19 protein-coding genes, 1 tRNA gene and 3 pseudogenes are annotated in these 24,383 nt (G+C 63.7%); 13 read left to right on the forward strand and 10 right to left on the reverse strand.

The window, feature by feature from the left end; genetic code table 11:
• Positions 1-23: 23 nt before the first annotated feature.
• The 12 genes and pseudogenes from QIY50_14555 to QIY50_14610 all read left to right on the forward strand — a co-directional run bounded on the left by QIY50_14555 (position 24) and on the right by QIY50_14610 (position 13,903).
• Positions 24-1,016 carry a cyclodeaminase gene (locus QIY50_14555; GenBank protein WGV18682.1) on the forward strand — a complete coding sequence of 331 codons (993 nt, stop codon included), beginning with the start codon at positions 24-26 and terminating at the stop codon, positions 1,014-1,016.
• 36 nt (positions 1,017-1,052) lie between these two features.
• Positions 1,053-2,243 (forward strand): ectoine hydrolase DoeA, encoded by a 1,191-nt coding sequence (doeA, locus tag QIY50_14560; GenBank protein ID WGV18683.1) that lies wholly within the window; start codon positions 1,053-1,055, stop codon positions 2,241-2,243.
• 3 nt (positions 2,244-2,246) lie between these two features.
• Positions 2,247-3,266, forward strand: a complete 1,020-nt coding sequence (doeB, locus tag QIY50_14565) for a N(2)-acetyl-L-2,4-diaminobutanoate deacetylase DoeB (protein ID WGV18684.1) — start codon at positions 2,247-2,249, stop codon at positions 3,264-3,266.
• Positions 3,267-3,302: 36 nt separating this feature from the next.
• Entirely contained in the window at positions 3,303-4,769 is a 1,467-nt protein-coding gene (locus QIY50_14570) for an NAD-dependent succinate-semialdehyde dehydrogenase (GenBank protein ID WGV18685.1), read from the forward strand.
• A gap of 12 nt (positions 4,770-4,781) precedes the next feature.
• Positions 4,782-6,167, forward strand: a complete 1,386-nt coding sequence (locus QIY50_14575; protein WGV18686.1) for an aspartate aminotransferase family protein — start codon at positions 4,782-4,784, stop codon at positions 6,165-6,167.
• Positions 6,168-6,292: 125 nt separating this feature from the next.
• A complete protein-coding gene (ycaC, locus tag QIY50_14580; GenBank protein ID WGV18687.1) occupies positions 6,293-6,913 on the forward strand; it encodes an isochorismate family cysteine hydrolase YcaC in 621 nt (206 codons plus the stop codon).
• Between the two features lie 173 nt (positions 6,914-7,086).
• Positions 7,087-7,905: a polyphosphate kinase 2 gene (gene ppk2 / locus QIY50_14585; GenBank protein ID WGV18688.1), complete on the forward strand. Its 819-nt coding sequence runs from the start codon at positions 7,087-7,089 to the stop codon at positions 7,903-7,905.
• 35 nt (positions 7,906-7,940) lie between these two features.
• The gene (locus QIY50_14590) at positions 7,941-9,137 is read left to right on the forward strand and encodes a monovalent cation:proton antiporter-2 (CPA2) family protein (protein ID WGV18689.1); all 1,197 of its coding nucleotides are present in this window, start codon (positions 7,941-7,943) and stop codon (positions 9,135-9,137) included.
• A gap of 38 nt (positions 9,138-9,175) precedes the next feature.
• A pseudogene (locus QIY50_14595) lies at positions 9,176-10,274 on the forward strand (AI-2E family transporter).
• A 13-nt stretch (positions 10,275-10,287) separates the two neighbouring features.
• On the forward strand, positions 10,288-11,808 hold the full coding sequence (locus QIY50_14600; GenBank protein WGV18690.1) for a TolC family protein: 1,521 nt from the start codon (positions 10,288-10,290) through the stop codon (positions 11,806-11,808).
• Positions 11,805-12,902: an HlyD family secretion protein gene (locus QIY50_14605; GenBank protein WGV18691.1), complete on the forward strand. Its 1,098-nt coding sequence runs from the start codon at positions 11,805-11,807 to the stop codon at positions 12,900-12,902. The genes QIY50_14600 and QIY50_14605 overlap by 4 nt, the downstream gene beginning before the upstream one ends.
• Positions 12,892-13,903, forward strand: a pseudogene (locus QIY50_14610) (DUF2955 domain-containing protein). The gene QIY50_14605 and the pseudogene QIY50_14610 overlap by 11 nt, the downstream one beginning before the upstream one ends.
• Positions 13,904-14,004: 101 nt before the next feature.
• Here QIY50_14610 and sulP read toward each other — a convergent pair.
• The 10 genes and pseudogenes from sulP to QIY50_14660 form a co-directional block, all read right to left on the reverse strand.
• Positions 14,005-15,718: pseudogene (sulP, locus tag QIY50_14615) on the reverse strand (sulfate permease).
• A gap of 188 nt (positions 15,719-15,906) precedes the next feature.
• Positions 15,907-16,377, reverse strand: a complete 471-nt coding sequence (locus QIY50_14620) for an OsmC family protein (GenBank protein WGV18692.1) — start codon at positions 16,375-16,377, stop codon at positions 15,907-15,909.
• 161 nt (positions 16,378-16,538) lie between these two features.
• A complete protein-coding gene (gene ychF / locus QIY50_14625) occupies positions 16,539-17,639 on the reverse strand; it encodes a redox-regulated ATPase YchF (GenBank protein ID WGV18693.1) in 1,101 nt (366 codons plus the stop codon).
• A gap of 24 nt (positions 17,640-17,663) precedes the next feature.
• The gene (gene pth / locus QIY50_14630) at positions 17,664-18,248 is read right to left on the reverse strand and encodes an aminoacyl-tRNA hydrolase (protein ID WGV18694.1); all 585 of its coding nucleotides are present in this window, start codon (positions 18,246-18,248) and stop codon (positions 17,664-17,666) included.
• 79 nt (positions 18,249-18,327) lie between these two features.
• Positions 18,328-18,921, reverse strand: a complete 594-nt coding sequence (locus tag QIY50_14635) for a 50S ribosomal protein L25/general stress protein Ctc (protein WGV18695.1) — start codon at positions 18,919-18,921, stop codon at positions 18,328-18,330.
• A 121-nt stretch (positions 18,922-19,042) separates the two neighbouring features.
• Positions 19,043-19,984, reverse strand: coding sequence for a ribose-phosphate pyrophosphokinase (locus tag QIY50_14640; protein WGV18696.1), 942 nt, complete (start codon positions 19,982-19,984; stop codon positions 19,043-19,045).
• Between the two features lie 47 nt (positions 19,985-20,031).
• A tRNA-Gln gene (locus QIY50_14645) sits at positions 20,032-20,106 on the reverse strand.
• 20 nt (positions 20,107-20,126) lie between these two features.
• Positions 20,127-20,987 (reverse strand): 4-(cytidine 5'-diphospho)-2-C-methyl-D-erythritol kinase, encoded by an 861-nt coding sequence (ispE, locus tag QIY50_14650; GenBank protein ID WGV18697.1) that lies wholly within the window; start codon positions 20,985-20,987, stop codon positions 20,127-20,129.
• Between the two features lie 3 nt (positions 20,988-20,990).
• Positions 20,991-21,608 carry a lipoprotein insertase outer membrane protein LolB gene (gene lolB / locus QIY50_14655; protein ID WGV18698.1) on the reverse strand — a complete coding sequence of 206 codons (618 nt, stop codon included), beginning with the start codon at positions 21,606-21,608 and terminating at the stop codon, positions 20,991-20,993.
• A 4-nt stretch (positions 21,609-21,612) separates the two neighbouring features.
• Positions 21,613-23,334: a tetratricopeptide repeat protein gene (locus QIY50_14660; protein ID WGV18699.1), complete on the reverse strand. Its 1,722-nt coding sequence runs from the start codon at positions 23,332-23,334 to the stop codon at positions 21,613-21,615.
• 761 nt (positions 23,335-24,095) lie between these two features.
• Here QIY50_14660 and QIY50_14665 point away from each other — a divergent pair.
• The gene (locus QIY50_14665; protein ID WGV18700.1) at positions 24,096-24,269 is read left to right on the forward strand and encodes a hypothetical protein; all 174 of its coding nucleotides are present in this window, start codon (positions 24,096-24,098) and stop codon (positions 24,267-24,269) included.
• Positions 24,270-24,383 lie beyond the last annotated feature (114 nt).

Genomic DNA, 24,383 nt, shown 5'->3' on the forward strand with positions numbered 1-24,383 from the left:
TTTTCTTCACTGGAGGTATTCGAATGCCGGCCATCACCTTGCTCAGCGAAGCCGACCTGCGTAGCTGCGTTACCCTCGACCGTGACGCGATCGATGCCATCGAGCAGGCCTTTGCCCTGCTTGCCACGGCCAAGGTGGCGATGCCGCCGGTCCTGCGCCTGGATGTGCCCGAGCACAACGGCGAGGTGGACGTGAAAACCGCCTACCTGCCGGGGCTTGAACGTTTCGCGATCAAGGTCAGCCCGGGTTTTTTCGACAACCCCAAACTGGGCCTGCCCAGCCTCAACGGCATGATGATGCTGTTGTCGGCCCGCACCGGTCTGCTCGATGCCTTGCTCCTCGACAATGGCTACCTCACCGCCGTGCGTACCGCAGCAGCCGGTGCGGTGGCTGCACGCTGGCTGTCGCGCCAAAGCAGCCGCCGCGTGGCCTTGATCGGCAGTGGCGAACAGGCACGCCTGCAGTTGCAGGCACTGCGCCTGGTGCGGCCGATCGAGCAGGTCAAGGTATGGGGCCGTGATGCGCAGAGAACTGCAGCGTTGTGTGATGACCTGGGGCGCGACGGGCAACTGCAGGTACAGGCTTGCGACAGTGTCGACCAGGCCATGCAGGCGGTCGATATAGCCATCACCTGCACCCCCAGCCGCGAGCCGCTGATCCAGCCGCATCACCTGCAACCGGGGCTGCACATCACTGCCATGGGCTCGGACGCCGAGCACAAGAACGAGATCGCGCCCACGGTACTGGCCTTGCTCGACCGGTATGTCGCCGACCGCCTTAGCCAGACCCGCGTGCTGGGCGAACTGCACCACGCCCTGCGCGCTGGCGCCGTCAGCCAACAGGCCGTTCATTCCGAGCTGGGCCAGATCATCGCCGGCCTGCACCCGGGCCGTGTACAGGCCGAAGAGGTCACCTTGTGCGACCTGACCGGCACCGGGGCCCAGGACACCGCCATCGCCAACCTTGCCTTCGAACGCGCAATGGCCACCAGCAAAGGCCTGGCGTTCCACAGCTGACACCTTTCGCAACCCACTCACAAGAAGGGCATCTGTATGTCACACACAGTGGTCAACCTGCCGTTCAGCCGGCAGGAATACGCCCAGCGCCTGGCCAAGACCCGCGCTGCCATGCAGGCACAGGGCCTGGAGCTTTTGCTGGTTACCGATCCATCGAACATGGCCTGGCTCACCGGTTATGACGGTTGGTCGTTCTACGTGCACCAGTGCGTGCTGCTGGCGCTCGATGGCGAGCCGATATGGTTTGGTCGCGGCCAGGACGCCAACGGCGCCAGGCGCACGGTGTTCATGCAGCACGACAACATCGTCGGCTATCCGGACATCTATGTGCAGTCACACGAGCGCCACCCGATGGACTACCTGTGCCAGGAGGTGATTCTGGCCAAGGGCTGGGGCGGCCTGAGCATCGGCGTGGAGATGGACAACTACTACTTCAGCGCGGCGGCCTACCAGGCGCTGTGCAAGCACTTGCCGCAGGCGCGTTTCAGCGATGCCGCCGGGCTGGTCAACTGGCAGCGGGCGGTCAAGTCGCCGCAGGAAATCGAATACATGCGCATCGCCGCGCGCATCGTCGAACAGATGCACGGGTGCATCCTCGAACGCATCGAGCCCGGCATGCGCAAGAACGAGCTGGTGGCCGAGATCTACCGCAGCGGCATCCTCGGTGTCGATGGCCATGGCGGTGACTACCCGGCCATCGTACCGTTGTTGCCGACCGGCGCTGATGCCAGCGCACCGCACCTGACCTGGGACGATTCACCGTTCACCCGCGGCGCCGGCACGTTCTTCGAGATCGCCGGCTGCTACAAGCGCTACCACTGCCCGCTGTCGCGCACCGTGTACCTGGGCAAGCCGCCGCAACACTTCCTCGAAGGGGAAAAGGCGGTGGTCGAAGGTATCGCGGCCGGCCTTGATGCCGCGCGGCCGGGCAACACCACCGGTGACATCGCCAGGGCGTTCTTCGGCGTGCTGGAGAAGTTCGGCATTCACAAGGACAGCCGCTGTGGTTACCCGATCGGCATCAGCTACCCGCCAGACTGGGGCGAGCGCACCATGAGCCTGCGCCCGAGCGACACCAGCGTGCTGCAACCGGGCATGACCTTCCACTTCATGCCGGGGCTGTGGATGGACGACTGGGGCCTGGAGATCACCGAAAGCATCCTCATCACCGAGACCGGGGTCGAGACCCTGTGCAACGTGCCGCGCCAGCTGTTCGTGAAGGACTGACCCATGAATGCAATCGCACAGGCCGCCGCCACGGTGGCCAACCCGATCACCTGTACCCTGGATTTCGAGCAGGACGGCGTGCAGCACGGCTTCCTCAAGCTGCCGTACTCGCGTGACGACTCTGCCTGGGGGGCGGTGATGATCCCGCTGACGGTGGTCAGGAACGGCAATGGCCCGACAGCCTTGCTCACCGGTGGAAATCATGGTGACGAATACGAAGGCCCGGTGGCGCTGAGCAAGCTGGCCCAGCAGCTGCAGGCCGGGCAGGTGAGCGGGCGGGTGATCATCGTGCCGTTCATGAACACACCGGCGTTCCAGGCGGGCACCCGCACTTCGCCGATCGACCGGGGTAACCTCAACCGCAGCTTCCCTGGCCGGCCTGATGGCAGCGTGACGGAAAAGATCGCCGACTATTTCCGCCGCACCTTGCTGCCGTTGGCCGACATCGTCCTGGACATCCACTCCGGTGGTCGCACCCTCGACTTCCTGCCGTTCGCTGCATGCCATGTGCTGCCCGACAAGGCCCAGCAGGCCCGCTGTGAAGCCGGTATGCGGGCCTTCGCCGCGCCCTACAGCATGCGCATGCTCGAGCTGGATGCGCAGGCGATGTACGACACCGCGGCAGAAGAGCAGGGCAAGGTGTTCATTACCACCGAACTGGGCGGTGGTGGCACCTCCACGGCGAAAAGCGTGGCCCTGGCCGAGCGCGGCGTGCGCAACGTGCTGATCCACGCCGGCATCCTGGCCGGCGAAGTGGAGCAGGGCGAAACAACCCTGCTGGACATGCCCGATGGCGATTGCTTCATCGCCAGCGAGCACGACGGCTTGCTGGAGATGTGCCGCGACCTGGGCGAAACGGTCAGCCAGGGCGAAGTGATCGCCCGCATCCATGACATCCGCCGCACCGGCAGCGCCCCGGTCGAGTACCGCGCCCGTCGCCATGGCTTGCTCACGGCCCGGCACTTTCCCGGGCTGGTGCAGTGCGGCGACACCTTGGCGGTGATCGCCGACGTACTGGCCTGAACCTGGCGCCACGACAACGAGGTATGGAGAACAGTCATGTCACACCACTACCCATTCAACAGCCTGTGCCACATCGATGGCCAATGGTTGCACAGCCACAGCGGCAACAGCATCGCCGTGCATGACCCGGCCAACCGCCAGGTGATCGGCCATGTGCCATTGCTCGACCACGAGCAGATCGTCGCCGCCGTGGATGCCGCCCAGCGGGCGTTCCCGGCCTGGCGCCAGCAGAGCCTGGACAGCCGTGCTGCGCTGCTGCGGCGCTGGGCCGAACTGATGCTCGAGCACCAGGAGGCGCTGGCGCGCATTCTCAGTGAGGAGCAGGGCAAGCCGCTGGCCGAAGCACGCGGTGAAATCGCCTATGCGGCAAGCTTCATCCCCTGGTTTGCCGAGGAGGCCCGGCGCCTCAACGGGCAGACCATTCCCAGCCATATTGCGGGTGCCCAGCTGAGTACGCTGAAGGAGCCCGTCGGGGTCTGCGCGCTGCTCACCCCGTGGAATTTCCCCAGTGCCATGATCACTCGCAAGGCGGCTGCGGCGTTGGCAGCCGGCTGCACGGTGGTGGTCAAGCCGGCCCACGAAACACCGTTCTCGGCGCTCGCCCTGGCCCAGCTGGCAGAGGACGCCGGCTTCCCGCCGGGGGTGTTCAACGTGGTGATCGGCGAACCGCAGATGGCCATGGAGACCCTGGTACGCGATAGCCGCGTGCGGGCGGTCAGCTTCACCGGCTCGACCCGGGTCGGCAAGCTGGTGCTGCAAGCTGCAGCTCAGGATGTGAAGAAAGTGGCGCTGGAGCTGGGCGGCAATGCGCCGTTCATCGTCTGTGCCGATGCCGACCTGGAGCTGGCCGTGCGGGTGGCCGTGGCAGCCAAGTTTCAGACGTCTGGCCAGGACTGCTGCGCGGCCAACCGGATCATGGTGCAGCGGCCTTTGTACGAAGCATTCCTGGCGCGCTTTGCCGAAGCGGTGCGGGCGCTGAAGGTTGGGCCGGCGATGGTCGATGGCGAGGAGACGGCGGCAGAGGTCGGCCCGCTTATGCACCAGGCCGCCTTCGATGCCACCCAGGCCCGGGTCGAGGACGCCCTGCAGCGTGGCGCCCGGCGCCTGGTCGGTGGCGAGTGCCATGCGCTGGGTGGCTGGTTCTTCCAGCCGACGGTGCTTGCCGATGTCACGCCGGCGATGCGCATCTACCAGGAAGAAAACTTCGCGCCGATTGCCGGGGTCATGCCGTTCGACACGCTGGAACAGGCCATCACCATGGCCAATGACACCGAGTACGGCCTGGCTGCCTACATCGTCGGCAACCGCCTCGATGTCGTGCACCCGCTGGTGCGCCGGCTCGACCACGCCATGGTGGCGATCAACGGCGTCAAGTTCACCGGCCACCCCATCCCGTTCGGCGGCATGAAAGCCTCTGGCCTGGGCCGCGAAGGCGGCAGCGAGGGCTTCGAACCCTTCGTCGAAACCAAATACGTTTGCCTGCACCACCACGGTCAGTTCTAAGGAGTGTTTGCCATGAGCCAAGATTTCAGCCAGCTGTTCGAACAGGACCGCGCCCACTTCATGCACCCCTCGACCCACGCCCATGACCACGCCAGCGGCGCGCTCAAGGGCCGGATCATCACCGGTGCCGAGGGCATTCGCCTGCGTGACCATGAAGGCCGCGAACTGATCGACGCCTTCGCCGGCCTGTACTGCGTGAACATCGGTTACGGGCGTACCGAGGTCGCTGACGCCATCCATCGCCAGGCCAAGGAGCTGGCCTACTACCACACCTACGTCGGCCACTCGACCGAGGCAGTCATCGAGCTTTCCAGCCGCATTATCGACTGGGCGCCGGCCGGGATGAAAAAGGTCTATTACGGCCTGTCGGGCTCCGATGCCAACGAGACCCAGGTCAAGCTGGTGCGTTACTACAACAACATCCTCGGTCGCCCTCGCAAGAAGAAGATCATCTCGCGCGACCGCGGCTATCACGGCTCAGGCATCATGACCGGCAGCCTTACCGGCCTGCCCAGCTTCCACCAGCATTTCGACTTGCCGGTGGAGGGCGTCAAGCATACCGTCTGCCCGCACTGGTACCGCAAGGCACCGGCCGGCATGGATGAGCAGGCCTTCGTGCGCTACTGCGCCGACGAGCTGGAGCAACTGATCCTGGCCGAAGGCCCCGACACTGTCGCCGCGTTCATCGGCGAGCCGCTGATGGGCACCGGTGGCATCATCGTACCGCCCAAGGGCTACTGGAAGGCGATCCAGGCCGTGCTCGACCGTTACGATGTGTTGTTGATCGCCGACGAAGTGGTGTGCGCCTTCGGCCGCCTGGGTTCGAAGATGGGCAGCCAGCGCTACGACATCCGCCCGGACCTGATCACCACGGCCAAGGGCCTGACCAGCGCCTATGCGCCATTGTCGGCGGTGATCGTTGGCGAGAAGGTATGGAACGTGATTGAAGAAGGCTCGCAGAAGGCCGGCCCCATGGGCCACGGCTGGACCTACTCCGGGCACCCGATCTGCGCAGCGGCGGCGCTGGCCAACCTGGATATTCTCGAGCGCGAGAACCTGACCGAGAATGCCGAAACGGTGGGGGCATACCTGAACCGGCGCATGCGCGAAACCCTGGAAGGCCACCCGCTGGTAGGTGAAGTACGAGGTGACGGCATGCTGTGCGCGGTCGAGTTCATGGCCGATCGCGAGGCGCGCACGGCGTTTGACCCAGCGTTGAAAGTCGGGCCACAGGTGTCGGCAGCGTGCCTTGAGCGCGGGATGATCGCCCGGGCCATGCCGCATGGTGACATTCTGGGGTTTGCGCCGCCGTTGGTGCTGAGCCAGGAGGATGCCGAGCAGATCGTCGCCATCACCAGGGCGGCGGTCGATGAAGTGTCTGGCAAGGTGCTCGGCTAGGCATTGCAGGGGCCGCCCTGCGGCCCCCTCGCCAGCCTCGGCAGGCGAACCGACTGACGGTCCTACCCACCCCTCATCCTTGCCTACGCTGATATTCCCAACCTGCAGAAGCAAGGAGAACTGTCATGGCCTTCCAATACAAGCGTCTGGACAAGAACAACGCCGCCGTGCTGCTGGTCGACCACCAGACCGGCTTGCTCTCGCTGGTCAGGGACATCGACCCCGATCGCTTCAAGAACAACGTCCTGGCCCTGTCGGACCTGGCCAAGTACTTCAAGCTGCCAACCATTCTCACCACCAGTTTCGAGACCGGCCCCAATGGCCCGCTGGTGCCCGAACTGAAAGAGCAGTTCCCCGACGCCCCGTACATCGCCCGCCCTGGCAACATCAACGCCTGGGACAACGAGGACTTCGTCAAGGCCGTCAAGGCCACCGGCAAGAAACAACTGCTGATCGCCGGTGTGGTGACGGAAGTGTGCGTGGCCTTCCCGGCACTGTCGGCACTGGAGGAGGGCTTCGAGGTCTTCGTCGTCACCGACGCCTCCGGCACCTTCAACGAACTGACCCGCGATTCGGCCTGGCGGCGCATGGAGGCGGCCGGGGCGCAACTGATGACCTGGTTCGGCGTGGCCTGCGAGCTGCACCGTGACTGGCGCAATGACATAGAAGGGCTGGGGACCCTGTTCTCCAACCATATTCCGGATTACCGCAACCTGATGACCAGCTACAACAAGCTGGCCAAGTAAACCGACCTCGAGGCCACACCCTACCCTGTGGGAGCGGGTAAACCCGCTCCCACAGTCTGCCGAACACCCACCAAATCAATCGGCTAGACGCACGACCTGCGAAAACATCAAGCGAAGCGGCAAACCGCCATGGATCGACCATACTGACTCTTCATCGCCCACAGGAGAGTGCCATGTCGAAGTCGTCCAGGATGAAAGACCCCGAAGACCAGCAGGAAAAACTGGGCGGCAAGGCATACGAGAAGGAACTCAAGCGCCTGCATGTGGAGCTGGTAAAACTGCAGGAGTGGGTGGTGGCCAAGGGATTGAAGGTGTGCATTGTCTTCGAAGGCCGCGACGGCGCTGGCAAGGGCGGCACCATCAAGGCAATCACCGAGCGCGTCAGCCCGCGGGTATTCCGTGTGGTGGCGCTGCCGGCACCAACCGAGCGGGAAAAGACCCAGATGTACCTGCAGCGCTATGTCGGCCATCTGCCGGCCGCAGGTGAAGTGGTGATCTTCGATCGCAGCTGGTACAACCGTGCCGGGGTCGAACGGGTGATGGGCTTCTGCTCGAACGAACAGGCCGACCGGTTCCTGGCTGGCGTGCCGCTGTTCGAAAAGGTCATGGTCGAGTCGGGCATCATCCTTATCAAGTACTGGCTCGAGGTTAGCGCCGAAGAGCAAACCCGGCGCCTGCAGGACCGCATCAATGACGGCCGCAAGTTGTGGAAGCTATCGCCCATGGACCTCAAGTCCTACACCCGCTGGGATGACTACACACAGGCCCGTGATGAGATGTTTGCCGCCTCGGATACCGCTTGGGCGCCCTGGTTCATGGCCCACTCCAACGACAAGCGGCGTGCCCGGTTGAACATTATCAGCCATCTGCTGACACGAATTCCCTACAAGGACATCACCCGGGAGCAGGCGGTGAAGCTGCCCAGACGCGGCAAGATCGGCAAGTACAAGGCCGTTCCCTACCCGTTCAAAGAGGTAGAACAGCGTTTCTGATCCCTCCCTGCGGGGAGCAGCGAGGGTGCAAACCTATGCCACATGACGGCAGCCTGCTACAGGCAACGGTGGTGTTTTTGCTGGCCGTGGTACTTCTGGTACCGCTGGCACAGCGTTTGAAAATGGGGGCGGTGCCCGGCTATCTGCTGGCGGGCATCTTGATAGGGCCCTCGGTATTCGGCTTGCTGAACAACCCGGATAACGTGGCACGCCTGTCGGAGATGGGTGTGGTGATGCTGCTGTTCGTCATCGGCCTGGAGCTGTCGCCGCGGCGTTTGTGGTCCATGCGGCGTGCGTTGTTCGGCATCGGCTCGCTACAAGTGGGCCTGAGCGCTGTGGTGCTTGGCCTGCTGGCGTACTGGCTGTTCGACCAGTCGAAGCCGGCTGCCATCGTGCTGGGCCTGGGCCTTGCGTTATCGTCCACCGCGTTTGGCCTGCAGGTACTTGCCGAGCGCAAGGACCTGGGCAAGCCGCACGGCCGCCTGGCTGTGGCGATCCTGCTGTTCCAGGACATTGCCGCGATCCCGCTGATTGCCGTGGTGCCACTGCTCGGTGGTGATGTCAGTACCGCCGACGAAGGCGCCTGGCCGGTGCTGGCGGTGGTGGTTGGCATAGGTGTGCTGATCATCTTTGGCCGCTACTTGTTGAGCCCTGTCTTCAAATGGACAGTCGGTTCGGGCCTGCCCGAGCTGTCGACCGCTACCGCCTTGCTGGTGGTGCTGGGCACCGCCTGGGTGATGGAACATGTGGGCGTGTCGATGGCGCTGGGGGCGTTTCTGGCGGGCGTCCTGATGGCCGAGTCGCCTTTTCGCCAAGAACTGGAAACCCAGATCGAGCCTATCAAGGGTTTGCTGCTGGGGCTGTTCTTCGTGGGCGTGGGCATGAGTGCCGACCTGCGCCTGCTGTTCGGCATGCCATTGCTGGTGCTGGGGCTGACCCTGCTGCTGGTGGTTATCAAGCTACCGCTGCTGTATGGCCTGGGGCGCATGGCCGGTGGGCTCAACCAGGCCCAGGCGCTGTGCCTGGGCGTGGTGCTGGCGTCTGGCGGCGAGTTTGCCTTCGTGGTGTTCAAGCTGGCGCTGGATCATCAGGTGCTGGCGCAGCAGGTGCATGACCTGCTGGTGCTGGCCATCACCTTGTCGATGGCGGTGGTGCCGTTGGTAATGATGGCCCTGGCGCGCCGGTTGCGTGACGACAGCCCGGCCCAGGCAAGCCCTGAAGCGGGCCACTGAATCGCGTCACATGACGCACATGGCGTTCGGAGGTGAGGATGCAACCAAGTATCAAGCTGGACAGCAGCCTGTCGCGGGGCTTGCTCGATGTGCTCATCAAGGCCGGCCTGGTGGCAGCGCTGGTCATGTTCGCCTTCCAGACGTTCCAGCCGTTCCTGGAACTGATGCTGTGGTCGGTGATCCTGGCGGTGACCTTGTACCCGTTGTATTGCCGCGTCCAGCGCCGCACAGGGCTCAAGGACGGGCTTTCGGCGACGCTGGTCGTTCTACTGGTACTGGTCGTGCTGCTGGTGCCGATCTACCTGGTGGTAATGTCCATTGGCGAATCGGTGGACAGCCTGGTAACGCTGCTCAAGAGCGGGGCCTGGAGCGTGCCGGCACCTCCCGAGTCGGTGGCCGCCTGGCCGCTGATCGGGCCGAAGGTGCATGCGCTGTGGCTGGCCGCCTCGGAAAACATGGCTGGTGCACTGAACCAGTGGATGCCTCAACTCAAAGGCGCCGGGCGCACGGTGCTGGGCGCAGTAGCCAGCGCAGGGGGGGCATTTTTGCTGTTCATTGCGGCGATCATCGTCTCGGGCATCATCATGGCATTCGGTGACCGCGGCGAAATCGCGGCGCAGCGCATCGCCATGCGGGTGTCGGGCGAGGAGCGTGGCAAGCCACTGGCCAAGCTGTGCACCGCGACCATTCGCGCGGTGGCCCAGGGCGTGATCGGCATTGCCTTCATCCAGATGCTGCTGATCGGGGTCGGCTTCGTCATCAAGGGGGTGCCGGGGGCCGGGATGCTGGCCATCGTCATTCTCATGCTGGGGATTGCCCAGGCACCCGCCACGCTGATCACGGTGCCGGTGATCATTTACGTATTCAACGTCGAAGGCTTTACCGTGGCGACCATCATCTTCGCCATCTATACCTTCGTCGCCCGGGCTTGCCGACAACGTGCTCAAACCGCTGCTGCTGGGGCGCGGGGTGGATGTGCCGATGCCGGTGGTGCTGATCGGGGCACTGGGCGGCATGGTGGTCAAAGGCATCATCGGCCTGTTCATCGGCCCGGTGATCCTTGGCGTCACCTACGTATTGTTCTGGCAGTGGGTGGCGCTGCAGGTGCCGGAAAACCCCGTCGAACCGACGGCGTGAGCCAAGGACTGCCATGCCCGGACGCTTTTGTGGTTGTGCACTGAGCCTGGCGGCCATGTTGGTAGGCTGTACCCAGGTGGGCCCGGATTTCCAGCCGCCGCAGGACCCGTGGCTGAGCACCTGGAACACCCCGCTGCTGGAGCAGGCCGGGCGGCAGGCCGCAGCGCCCGACCTGCGCCAGTGGTGGGCGGTGTTCGCCGACCCGGCCCTGGATGCCTTGATCGCTGAGGCTGATGCCAACAACAGCAACCTGCGCGTGGCCGGCTTGCGGATTGCCGAAGCCCGCGCCCAGTTGGCCATCGTGCAGACCGGGCGTTATCCACAGCTGCAGCAGCTGCGCGCCCAGAGCTTGTACCTGAAGCAGGACCAGTCCGGCACTGCCACCGCTCGCGACTCGGTGTTCTGGCAATCCAGCGCGGGCTTCGACATCGGCTGGGAAATCGACTTCTGGGGGCGCTTCAGCCGTGCGATCGAAAGCGCCGACGCCATCTACTTCGCCTCCCAGGCCAACTACGCCGATGCCATGCTGCTGTTGCGTGCGCAGGTGGCCGACACCTACTTTGCCCTGCGCACTGCCGAGGCGCGGCTGGATATCGCCGAAGAAAACGCCCGCCGTCAGGCGCGCAGCCTGGAGATAACCGAGCGGCTGTTCCGTCATGGCGAAAACGACGAACTCGACTGGCAACAGGCGCGCACCCAGTACCTGGCTACCCAGGCCACCATCCCCGAGTTCCAGAACCAGCTCAATGCCCTGCGCAACGTGCTGTGTTCGCTGCTCGGCCGCGCGCCCGGGCCGCTGCCACAGCTGGATGCCGGCCACGGCCAGCTGCCGTTGCCGGACCGTGCCGTGTTGCAGGACATACCCGCCAGCCTGCTGCAGCGTCGCCCGGACATCCGTGCCGCCGAGCAGGCGGTGGCGGCGCAGTCGGCGCTGGTCGGGGTGGCCGAGGCCGACCTTTATCCACAGCTGAGCCTGCTGGGCAGCATCGGTTGGAGCTTCGTCACGGCCAATCACCTGCCCGATACCTTCGACATCGCCGCCGGGCCCAGCCTGATCTGGAACCCGTTCGACTACGGCCGGCGCAAGAACGCCGTACGTGTGGAAGACGCCCGCTTGCAGCAACTGATCGAGCTGTATCACCAGAATGTGCGCGAAGCCGCCCGCGAGGCCGACGATGCCGCCAGCGGGCTGGTGCGTTCGCTGCAGAGCGCAAGCATTCGCGACCAGGCCTCGCAGGCCGCGCAGCGCTCGCTGAACCTGGCCAGCTCGCAGTACCGCGAAGGCTTTGCCGACTTCCAGCGCGTGCTCGACGCACAGCAACTGCTGCTGCAGCAACAGGACGGCTACCTGGTCAGCCGAGGCAATGCCGTGAGCAGCCTGGTGACGCTGTACAAGGCCCTGGGTGGCGGCTGGGACGCCAGCCGTGCACCGATCGACCCGGCCACGCGCCAGCAGATGCAGCAACGCACCGACTGGGGCGAACTGCTCGATGAACCAGGCCCCAGCGCACATGCACAAGGTGAAACGAAATGAGCGACGCCACGCCAACGCCACCCCCGGCAGCCCCCGATCGCGGCATGCGCTGGGTGCTGCTGCTGATCGCCATGAGCTTGCTGTGGTACCTGCTGGCCGACCGCTTCACCCCCTATACCCAGCAGGCCCGCCTGCAGGCCTACGTGGTACCGGTGAGTGCCGAGGTGGCCGGGCAGGTGAAGCGTGTGGCGGTAGGCAACAATCAGGAAGTGCGCAAGGGCGATGTGTTGTTCGAACTGGACCAGGAGCAGTACCGCATCGCCCTGGCCCGTGCCGAAGCCGACCTGGACACGGTACGTCGGCAGATCGGCGCCCACACCGCTGGCATCGACTCGGCCCAGGCGGCGCTGGTGGCGGCCCAGGCCAACGAGCGCAAGGCGCGGCAGGATGCCGAGCGGCTCAAGCGCCTGATCGATGAAGACCCCGGCACGGTGTCGGTACGCCGCCTGGAGGGCGCTCAGGCCACCCGCGACCAGGCCATCAGCCAGGTGGCGGCAGCCCGTGCCGAAGTGGAACGGGCCCGTGAGCAGCAGGGCGGGGCGCAGGACGACAACGCCCAGCTGCGCAGCGCGGCGGCCAATGTGGAAAAGGCCCGACTGGACCTGGCGCGCACGGTGGTACGCGCCGATGCAAACGGGTTGATCACCGACCTGCGCACCGACGTTGGCCACTATGTCGGTGCTGGCAGCCCGATGATGACCCTGATCGCCATCCATGACGTGTGGATAAGTGCCGACATGACCGAGAACAACCTCGGCCGGCTGCGCCCTGAAACCCCGGTGCTGGTGGTGCTCGATGCGCTGCCCGGCACGGTGCTGAAGGGGCGTATTCGCAGCATCGGCTATGGCGTGAGCGTGGGCCAGAGTAATCCGCCGGGTACATTGCCGACCGTGCAGAACAGCCGCGAGTGGTTGCGTTCGGCGCAACGCTTCCCGGTGATCGTCGAACTGGAACGTGACCAGTTGCAGGACAAGATGGGTTTGCGAGTTGGTGGCCAGGCCGAAGTCATGGCCCTGCCAAGCGAAGGTAACCCATTGAACCTGCTGGGCCGGCTGTTCATGTGGCTGATGAGCTGGCTGTCATATGCCTATTGAGCTGCGCCGCCTGCGCGCCCTGCGCCTGGCCTGGGGTGTGGCGTTGTGTCTGGCGGTGAGTTTCGGCATCGGCCTGCCGGTGCCAATCCTGGCGCCGGTGTTCGCTGTGCTGTTGCTGGCCATGCGCAGCCAGCCCTTGCCCCTGCGTGCGGCACCGGACCCTGGCGGTACTGGTGCTGCTTGCGTGTGGCACCGGGCTGCTGCTGATTCCGCTGCTGCGGCATGCCCCGGTGAGCGGGGTGTTGCTGGTAGGCGTAGGGGTGTTCCTGACCTTGCGTTACGCGCTGAAGGGCGGCAACGGCCTGCTGGCCAATTTGCTGGTCATCGGCCTGACCATGATCGCTGCCGCGGGCACCAGCGACTTCACCCTGGCGCTATCGGTGGTCGAAGCGTTGGCCAAAGGCATGCTGCTGGCGGTGCTGGGCACGGCGGCGGCGCATGTGCTGTTTCCCGAGCCGGCCGATGCGCCAACGCAGCCGGCGCCGCCTTTGCTCGACAGTGACCAGGTGAGCTGGGTGGCTCTGCGTGCCACGCTGATCGTGATGCCGGCGTTTTTGCTGGCGCTGATCGCCCCCGACCAGTACATGCCGCTGATCATGAAGGCCGTGAGTCTGGGGCAGCAGGCCGGCGAGACCCGCGCGCGGCATGCCAGCCGAGAGTTGATCGGCTCGACCTTGCTGGCCGGGTTGCTGGCGATATTGATGTGGGGCGCGTTGAGCCTGTTCGTGCACCTGTGGATGTTTTTCCTGTGGGTGCTGCTGTTTGTCCTTTGGCAGGGGCGGCGGCTTTACCGTGCCGTTGATACCAGGCAAAGCCCGGCATACTGGGTGAGTTGCCTGACGACCATGCTGATCTTGCTGGGGCAGTCGGTGCAGGACAGCGCGGGCGGGCAGGATGTGTACAAGGCATTTGCGGTGCGCATGGCGCTGTTTCTGGCGGTGTCGGTGTATGCCAGTGGCATGCTCATATGGATTGATCGGCGGCGGGTTCGGACTGCTTAGTTCTCCTGTACTGGCCTCTTCGCGGGCGCGCCCGCTCCCACAGGGATTGTGGAGTCCTTGTGGGAGCGGGCGTGCCCGCGAAGAGGCCAGCCCAGGAAGACCTAGGGTTTCCAGTCAACCCCACTCTCTTCCAGGTAGGCATCCACTGCTGCCCCAACATGTGGGATGAAACGCTGTCTCCCCCATATGCTCGAACAACTCGAACTGCCGCATCTTGTCCTTCACTGGGTCCTTCATCTCGGCAAACTGCAACTCCACCCCCCGCGCCTCCAGCGCCCGGTCCAGCTCGGCCAGCATGTCCGCCGAGGTGATATCGATGCTGGTCACCGGCTCTGCCGCAATTACCAGCCGTTGTACCGGCGTAGGCGATGCATCCACCGCCGCCATCACCGTGCTCTGGAACTGCTCGGCATTGGCAAAGAACAATGGCGCGTCCCAACGCAGCAACACCAGCCCCGGAATACGCCGGGCCTGTGGATAACGTTGCACATCATGGTAACCGCGCGTGCCATCTACCCGGCCCAGCACCGCATGATGCGGCCGCCAGCCGTCCCACAGGAATTCGATCACCGATATCGCCACGGCAATGCAGATGCCGGGAATCGCCCCGAATACCGCTACGCCGACGAAGCAGGTGAACGAAAGCCAGAATTCCCATTGCTGCATGCGGAAGATGCGTTTGAGGTCGGCAAACTCGAACAGGCCCAACGCTGCGGCAATCACCACCGCTGCCAGGGCGCTGTTGGGCAGGTGTTGCATCAGGTTGGGCGCCACCAGCAGCAACAGGGTTACCGCCAGCGCGCCAATGATACCGGTAAGCTGGGTTTTCGAACCCGCCGCCTCGGCCACCGGGGTTCGCGACGAGCTGCTGCTGATCGGGATGCCCTGGAACAGCCCCGAGGCCAGGTTGGCAACGCCCAGGCCGAACATTTCCTGGTTCGGATTGACCGGCATTTTCATGCGCGCGGCATAGGAGCGCGAGAGCACGCTGGTATCGGCGAACGACACCAGCGCCACGGCGATCCCGCCCAGTACCACTTCGACCAGGTCGATGTCGCTGACCCAGGGGAAGACGAAGCTGGGCAGCCCTTGGGGCAATTGCCCGAGTACCTTGACGCCCATCTGGTCGAGGTTGAACAAGCTCACGGCAAGCGTTGCCAGTACCACGGCGATCAGAATGCCCGGGATGCGCTTGAACGGTTTGAGCAGCAGGATCAGCACCAGGCTACCGGCGCCGACGAAGAAGCTTGGCCAGTGCCCCTGGCCGGCCAACAGCGCCTGGCCCAGGTGCCAGATGTCGCGTAAGGGCCCTTCGCTGTCGACCTTGATGCCGAACAGTTTGGGCAGCTGGCTGATCAGCACCGTGAGGGCGATGCCGTTCATGTAGCCATAGCGGATCGGCTTGGACAGCAGTTCGGTGATGAAGCCCAGGCGCAACAACCCGGCGATCACGCAGAACGCCCCGGCAACCAGGGCCATCATGCTGGCGATTGCGATTGCCCGTTGCGGGTCGCTGGCGGCGTACTGCACCACCACCGCAAGGATCGGCGCGGCCAGCGCCGAATCCGGGCCCAGTACCAGAATGCGGCTGGGCCCGAACAGGGCGTAGGCCAACAACGGGATGATGGTGGCATACAGGCCGTAGATGCCCGGTACGCCGGAGGCCTCGGCGTAGGCGATGCCCACGGGTACCAGCATGGTGGTGAGCACCAGGCCGGCGGCGATGTCTTTGGGTAGCCAGGCGGGTTGGTAGTGGAGCAGGGTGACCAGCCCGGGTAACCAGCGTTGCCAGCCGAGGCGGGTTTTTTCGGGCATGATGCGCGCGTCCGGGGGAAGGTGCTGAATCACAGCTTAGATGCTGAATTCCGGGGCCGCTTTGCGGCCCTGTCGCGACACAAGGCCGTTTCTGCAGGAACCCCGCTCACTGATGGATTGGCGCTGTACTTTGGAAGCGGCCTTGTGTCGCGATGGGCTGCGAAGCAGCCCCGACAATCTCAAATCTTCTAGGCGACCGTTACCACCGCCGCGCACTCAACCGGGAAATTCACCGAGTTGGCAATGAAGCACTCACGGTGCGCATCTTCATGCAAACGCAGGGCAACTTCATGATCCGAGTCGGCACTGATAGTCACCCGCGGGCGCAGTTGCACATGGGTAAAGCGCCCTTTGCCCTGGGAGTCGCCTTCCACCATGCGCCCCAAGGGCCTGTCGACGTATGCCAGCACATTTACCTCGTTCACCGCGCACAGATGCAGGTACCAGAGTTTGTGGCACGCCGCTAGTGAGGCCACCAGCATGTCTTCCGGATTCCAGCGCTGCGGGTCACCGCGAAATGCCGGGTCGGCCGAGCCTTCCAGGGTAGCTTTGCCCGCGGATTCGACGTTGAAGTCGCGGGCGTAAGCGGTGTAATTGGAGGTGCCGATGCCTTTATTACCGGTCCAGGTAACCTGAACCTCGTACTGGTGTTCTTTCATTGTTCTTCCTTGGATTGATCAGCAACACGGCAGGCAACGCTGACCCGTAGGGTCAGCCAAAGCCCCACACAGGGTGCGCGTACCGCTCGCCAAAAGCCAGAAAAAACAAAACCCCTTGAGGCGTTTGCCTCAAGGGGTTAGTGGGGACTGCAGGCTGGCGCTTAGACGTTGAAGCGGAAGTGCATCACGTCACCGTCCTTGACGATGTAGTCCTTGCCTTCCAGGCGCCATTTACCGGCTTCCTTGGCACCGCTCTCACCCTTGAACTGGATGAAGTCGTCATAGGCCACCACTTCAGCGCGGATGAAGCCTTTTTCGAAGTCAGTGTGGATCACGCCGGCAGCCTGCGGAGCGGTGGCACCGACGCGTACGGTCCAGGCGCGTACTTCCTGTACGCCGGCAGTGAAGTAGGTCTGCAGGTTCAGCAGCTCGTAACCGGCACGGATAACGCGGTTCAGGCCAGGCTCTTCCAGGCCCAGGGCCTCGAGGAACATGTCCTTCTCTTCACCGTCTTCCAGTTCGGCGATTTCCGCTTCGATCTTGTTGCACACTGGCACCACTACCGCGCCTTCTTCCTCGGCGATGGCCTTGACCACGTCCAGGTGCGGGTTGTTGTCGAAGCCATCTTCGGCGACGTTGGCAATGTACATCACCGGCTTGCTGGTCAGCAGGTGGAAGCCGCGAATGACCGCCTTGTCTTCGGCGCTCATGTTCTTCATCAGGCTGCGCGCAGGCTTGCCTTCGGTGAAGTGCGGGATCAGCTGTTCAAGGATCGCCTTCTGCGCCAGGGCTTCCTTGTCGCCGCCCTTGGCGTTGCGGGCAACCTTCTGCAGTTGCTTCTCGCAGCTGTCGAGGTCGGCGAAGATCAGCTCGAGGTCGATGATCTCGATGTCGCGCTTGGGGTCGACGCTGTTGGAAACGTGGATCACGTTCTCGTCTTCGAAGCAGCGCACCACGTGAGCAATGGCGTCGGTCTCGCGGATGTTGGCGAGGAACTTGTTGCCCAGGCCTTCGCCTTTCGAGGCACCAGCCACCAGGCCGGCGATGTCGACGAACTCCATGGTGGTCGGCAGGATGCGGTTTGGCTTGACGATTTCAGCCAGTGCATTCAAGCGCGCATCGGGCATCGGCACGATGCCGCTGTTAGGCTCGATGGTGCAGAAGGGGAAGTTCTCCGCCGCGATGCCAGACTTGGTCAGGGCGTTGAACAGGGTGGACTTGCCGACGTTGGGCAGGCCGACGATGCCGCAATTGAAACCCATGGGTATTCCCCTCTCTAAAGGAAATCAGGCCTTCTGGCTGTGCAGCTCGCGCATCGCCTTGGCGAAGTCGCCGGCAAGCACGTCCGGCAGCACGCCGAGGGCAAAATCGATGCTGGCGTCGAGCTTCTCCTGCTCGGCGCGCGGCGCGCGGCCCAGGACGAAGTTGGAGACCAGTTTGGCGTCGCCCGGGTGGCCGATGCCAAGCCGCAGGCGGTGGAAGTCGTTCTGGTTGCCGAGCTGCGCGATGATGTCGCGCAGGCCGTTGTGCCCACCATGGCCACCGCCGCGCTTGAGCTTGGCGACGCCCGGGGGCAGGTCGAGTTCGTCATGCGCCACCAGGATCGCTTCCGGCTTGATGCGGAAGAAATTGGCCAAGGCCGCCACGGACTGGCCGCTGCGGTTCATGTAGGTGGTGGGGATGAGCAGACGAACGTCGTTGCCCTGATGGCTGAATTTAGCCGTCAGGCCGAAATACTTGCGGTCAGCGGTCAACGAGACGCGCTGGGCGCTGGCAATGCGTTCAACGAAAAGAGCCCCTGCGTTATGCCGGGTCTGTTCGTATTCGGGGCCGGGGTTACCCAGGCCGACGATCAACTGGATGGCGGTCACGTCAGGGGCTCTTCCTTGGAGTTGGTGGGTTACAGGGCGCGCGGCACTGTAACCCGATCAACGCCGGCGCGCGAGTGGATTACTCGGCAGCGCCTTCTGCTTCTGGAGCAACGCGTGGAGCGTGAACGTTGGCAACAGCTTTGTCATCACCGTGGGCCAGAGCTACGAACTCTACGCCTTTCGGAGCTTTCAGGTCCGACAGGTGGATGATGGTGCCGATTTCAGCGTTGGCCAGGTCGACTTCGATGAACTCAGGCAGGTCTTTGGCTTCGCAGGAAACTTCGATCTCGGCTTCTACGTGGGAGATCTCGCCGCCTTTCTTGACCGGGGCTTCTTCGTTGATGAAGTGAACCGGTACCTTGGCGGTCAGTTTCTGGCCAGCAACGACGCGAACGAAGTCGGCGTGCATGATGAAACCTTTGGCCGGGTGGCGCTGCAGGGCCTTGACCACGACGTTTTGCTTGGCGCCGTCGACGTTCAGTTCCAGAACGTGGCTGAAGGCAGCCTCGTTTTCGAACAGCTTGGTGATTTCCTTGGCCAGGATGGTCAGGGACTGGGCGTCCTGGTTACCACCGTAGACAACGGCTGGGATGTTCGCGGAGTGACGCAGGCGGCGGCTCGCACCTTTCCCCAGGTCAGTACGCGCTTGGGCGTTCAGAGTGAATTCGGTCATTTTGTTTCTCCAAAGTAGCCCCCCGAGGGCGTTTGCGACCAGCGCCAACGGGGATGGCAAAAAAGCCCCGCCCCAACAACCAGTGTTGGGGCGGGGCGCTTTTCGTCAGCGTGTGTTCCGCTTAGCGGAACATCGCGCTGATCGATTCTTCGTTGCTGATGCGGCGCACCGCTTCAGCGACAACCGGTGCGATATCCAGCTGGCGGATACGGTCACAGGCTTGAGCAGCGGCGGACAGCGGAACGGTGTTGGTCACCACCAGCTCGTCCAGTACCGACTTCTCGATGTTCTCGATCGCGCGGCCCGACAGGACAGGGTGCGTGCAGTAGGCGTAAACCTTGGCAGCGCCGTGTTCTTTCAGGGCTTTGGCCGCGTGGCACAGGGTGCCGGCGGTGTCGACCATGTCGTCTACCAGGATGCAGGTGCGCCCTTCGACGTCGCCGATGATGTGCATGACCTCGGAGTGGTTAGCCTTCTCACGGCGTTTATCGATGATACCCAGGTCGACGCCCAGGGACTTGGCGACGGCACGTGCGCGCACGACACCACCGATGTCCGGGGAGACGATCATCAGGTTCTCGAAACGCTGGTCTTCGATATCGTCGACCAGTACGGGCGAGCCGTAGATGTTGTCGACCGGGATATCGAAGAAACCCTGGATCTGGTCAGCGTGCAGGTCGACGGTGAGTACACGGTCGATACCTACGACAGTGAGCATGTCAGCGACGACTTTGGCGCTGATGGCTACACGTGCCGAACGCGGACGGCGGTCCTGGCGGGCGTATCCGAAGTAAGGAATCACGGCGGTGATTCGGGATGCTGAGGAGCGGCGGAAGGCGTCGGCCATCACTACCAGTTCCATCAGGTTATCGTTGGTCGGGGCGCAGGTCGGCTGAATAATGAAGACGTCTTTACCGCGGACATTCTCATTGATCTCAGTGCTGATCTCGCCGTCGGAGAATTTACCGACAGAGACGTCACCGAGAGGGATATGCAGCTGACGTACGACACGCCGAGCCAGATCGGGGTTGGCATTCCCCGTAAAGACCATCATCTTGGACACGCGCAGTACCTGAAGGCTGAGGGTAACCTGGATGAGTATAAGGAAAATGGCAGGGGCGGCTGGATTCGAACCAACGCATGGCAGGATCAAAACCTGCTGCCTTACCGCTTGGCGACGCCCCTGTATCTGTTGCTGCGAACGCTTATGCGCTCGACTTCTTGACCAGACTTTGCAGCTTGCGATGCAACATCGAAACGTTGCTTCCTTTCGCCACAAACCCTGTTTGGGTCGCTGAAAGAAGGGCCAGAACTTTATCAGCTTCGGCTTTGCTTGGGAAGGCCCCAAACACACAACTTCCAGTACCGGTCAGTCGAGCCTCAGTGAATTTACCCAGTGAATTCAACGCATTGCGAACTTCCGGGTAACTCTGCTCTACCACCGGTTGGCAGTCATTTCGACTGTTTCCCTCGGGAACGGGGCGCATCTTAAGGGGGAGTGAATCACGTGTCAACTGCGGATGTGAAAAAATTTCTACTGTGCTGACAGACACTTGCGGCACCAGCACGACATACCACGGCTCTTCCGGGTCGACCGGGGTCAGTTGTTCACCCACGCCCTGGGCGAATGCCGCGTGGCCGCGCACGAATACCGGTACATCGGCGCCCAGGCTCAGGCCCAGTGCGGCCAGGCGGTCTTCATCCCAGTCCAGTTGCCACAGGTGGGCGAGGGCCAACAGGGTAGTGGCGGCATCCGAGCTGCCGCCGCCGATGCCGCCGCCCATGGGCAGCACCTTGCTCAGCCAGATATCGGCGCCCAGCGTCGTGCCGGATTGCTCCTGCAGCTTGCGCGCGGCACGCACGATCAGGTTGCTGTCGTGCGGCACCGCTTCGATCTCGGTATGCAGGCGGATCACGCCGTCGTCACGCACGGCGAAGCTCAGTTCGTCGCCGTGGTCGAGAAACTGGAACACGGTTTCCAGCTCGTGATAGCCGTCCGCGCGGCGGCCGATGATGTGCAGCCACAGGTTGAGCTTGGCCGGGGCGGGCAGGGTGAGAGATTGCATGTATCAGTGCCCCAGCTGGCGCGGCTGCCAGTCCTTGACCACCAGGGTCACATCGAGGTCCTTGCCGTGCAGCTTGAGGCGCTCGGGCAACCAGTAACCGTTCTGTTCCGTGTAGCTCAGGTACTGCACCTGCCAGCCATCCTGGTCGAGGCTGGCCAGGCGGCTGTCGCCGTCCAGGGTCAGCTTGCTCTTGCTGTCGGGGGCGGGCAGGCCGCGCACCCACCAGACCAGGTGCGAGACCGGCAACTGCCAGCCCAGTTGTTCTTCCAGCAGGGCTTCTGGGCTGGGGGCCTCGTAGCGGCCCTGGTTGGCCACTTCCAGTACCACGCTGCCGGGGCGCCCGGTCAGGCGTGCGGCACCACGGCCCAGCGGGCCGGCCAGGCGGATGTCGTAGTAGTCCTGGCGTTGCAGCCAGAACAGCGTGCCGCTGCCGGAGTCGCGCGGGGCACGGATGCCGACCTTGCCGTTGATCTGCCAGCCGTCGAGGCTGCTCAGCTGCTCTTTATGGGCGCGCCACTGCTGCGGGTCGCCGTGGCCCTGCAGGGCCTCGCGGCTACCGAAGCCGGCACAGCCGGCCAGCAGGGCGATCAGGGTGAAGGTAATGCAATGGCGCAGGAACATGGCGTTAGAGGGTCTCGGATCCGGTCAGGCGCAGGAGGGTCTTGCGCAGGATGGGGCTGTCGGCCTGGGCTTCGAAGCCCTTGGCCCAGACCTGGCGGGCTTCGCGGCGCTTGCCGTTGGTCCACAGCACTTCGCCCAGGTGGGCGGCCACTTCGTGGTCGGGGAAGCTGGCAAAAGCCTTGCGCAGGTAGGTTTCAGCCTCGTCGAGGTTACCCAGGCGGTAATTGACCCAGCCCAGGCTGTCGAGTACCGCCGGATCGTCCGGGGTCAGCTGGTGGGCCTTGTCGATCAGCGCCTTGGCTTCGCTGTAGCGGGTGGTGCGGTCGGCCAGGGTGTAGCCGAGGGCGTTCAGGGCCATGGCGTTTTCCGGCTCGCGGGTGATGATAGCACGCAGGTCTTTTTCCATCTGTGCCAGGTCGTCACGCTTTTCGGCCAGCATGGCGCGGGTGTACAGCAGGTTGAGGTCGTCCGGGTAGCGCTGGATGGCTTGTTGCAGCACCTGGCTGGCCTGGGCGTCCTTGTTGTTGTTGCTGTAGCTTTCCGATTCGATCAGGAACAGCTGGATGGCGTAGTCCGGCTGGGCTTCGCGGGCGTCGGCGAGCAGGCGCGAGGCTTCGGTACCACGGCCGTTGGCGATCAGGATGTCGGCCTGGCGCAGTTGCGCCGGCAGGTAGTCGGGGCCCGGTCCGACCAGGGCGTATTCACGCAGGGCGCCTGCAGGGTCGTGGCGCTCCTCGCGGATGCGGCCCAGGTTCAGGTGTGCGGCGTCTACGTTGCTGTCGCGTTCGATCAGTTCCTGCAGGTAGCCCTCGGCTTCATCCCAGTCCTTGTTTTCCAGGCACACCAGGGCCAGCGAATAGCGCAGCTCGTCATCCTCGGGGTATTGCTGTACCAGGCTGAGGAACTCGCCCTTGGCGTCGGCGATGCGGTCCTGTTCGACCAGGGTGCGGGCGTAGGTCAGGCGCAAGCGTTTGTCGTCGGGGTTGTCGCGAATCGCCCCGCGCAGCAATGGCAGGGCCTCCGGGCCACGGTCCAGGGCTTGCAGCAGGCGCGCGCGCAGCAGGATCGGGGCGATTTCGCCGTTTTGCGGCGGGTGCGACTCGAGCAGCTCCAAGGCTTCTTCGGCCTTGCCGTCCTGGTTCAGCAGCAGGGCCTTGCCGAACACCAGCTGGCTGTTGTTCGGGTATTTCACCAACAGGCGCTCGAAGCTTTGCAGCAGGCCGTCACGGGTGCTCTGGTCGGTTTCGGCGGCGGACAGGGCGAGGAAATCGAAATGGGTGTCGCCCTGGCCCTGCAGGACCTTTTCCATGTACGCCATGGAGTCGTCATAGCGGCCAGCCCGGGCCAGCTGGATGGCTGCTGCGCGCTGGGCGTCGAGGTTCTGCGGGTCGTTGCGGGCCCAGACCAGCGCGTTGTCCAGTGCCGGTTCGTCGGCACCGAGGTATTCGGCAATGCGGTAGGCGCGTTCGGAAACCCCTGGGTCCTGGGTTTTCGCGGCCTGGTCGGTGTAATTGGCCAGGGCGATGTCGAAACGGTTGCGCTGGCCGGCCAGCTCCGCCACCAGCAGGCTATAGAGCGTGTCCTGCTTGAACGAGCCATACACCACGGGCTTTTCCGCCTCGCTCTTGCCGGCCTCGGCGACGGGAGGCTCGGCCTTTTGCGGGACCAGGCTCTGGCAGCCCTGGAGCAGGGCGAAGGCAAGCAGCAATGCGTATGGTTTGTTCATAAGGAGGCTTAAGAAGGACTCACCGGCGGTCGGAGCATGATGACACAAGCGCGGGGGCAAACCCACCTGCGAAGGTGTGAAGCTGCGCTTCGGTCATGCAGACCGCGCTGCGCGCGCGTGGTTCGTCGCAGAGCCTGCCGCGGCGCCCCGAACACAGGATTCTTGCTCTTGCTCTTGCTCTTGCTCTTGCTTCTAAGCGCGCGATAGTTCAGGCGCCGCAGATTGCGACTTCAGGAGGCCGAGCGAAGGGACTGCGGAGGGAGGTGACGGGCATGGATGCCCGTCAAGCGCTGAGGCCCCATGGATGGGGCCTGCAGCGCGTACTCCCGGGAGCAGGCCCGTAGCGAGGGAACCCCGGAGCGCAGCGTAGGGGCCGGATGATGGGAGCCGACGGTTTTTGGTTCCTTTTTGCCACGACAAAAAGGGACCCGCCGTAAGGGCGGAAAGGTGATTAAGCGCCACCTTTGAAAATGAATGTTGACCTTGTTGTTGATGCCCACGCTTGAAAGCGAAGAGCGAAGAGCGGAAAAGTAATGGTCTTGATATCGCGCATTGTCCATTTACGATGGCGACGCATACTCACCTTTTCGCCCTTACGGCGAGTCACTTTTTGCCAAACGCGGCAAAAAGTAACCAAAAAACGCTGCGCTCCCATCATCCGGCCCCTACGCTGCGCTCCGGGGTTCCCTCGCGCCGGTCTTGCTCCCGGGAGTACGCGCTGCAGGCCCCATCCATGGGGCCTCAGCGCTTGACGGGCATCCATGCCCGTCACCTCCCTCCGCAAGACCTCTGCTCGGCCTCCTGAAGTCGCGAAGATCAAGATCAAGATCAAGATCAAGATCAAGATCAAGATCAAGATCAAGATCAAGATCAAGATCAAGATCAAGATCAAGATCAAGATCAAAAGCCAGATCAAAAGCGGGGGTGTGAGCTGAAATTGCCGCTGATGCTGGCCTGGAGCCGGCGATAGCCGCAGCGCTATCAGCGCAATAGCGAACGGTGGTTGTCCTGAAACCTGCGAAAGAGGACAATTATCGGCTTCCCGTCAC

The sequence above is a fragment of the Pseudomonas putida genome (assembly GCA_029953615.1).
GTDB lineage: Bacteria > Pseudomonadota > Gammaproteobacteria > Pseudomonadales > Pseudomonadaceae > Aquipseudomonas.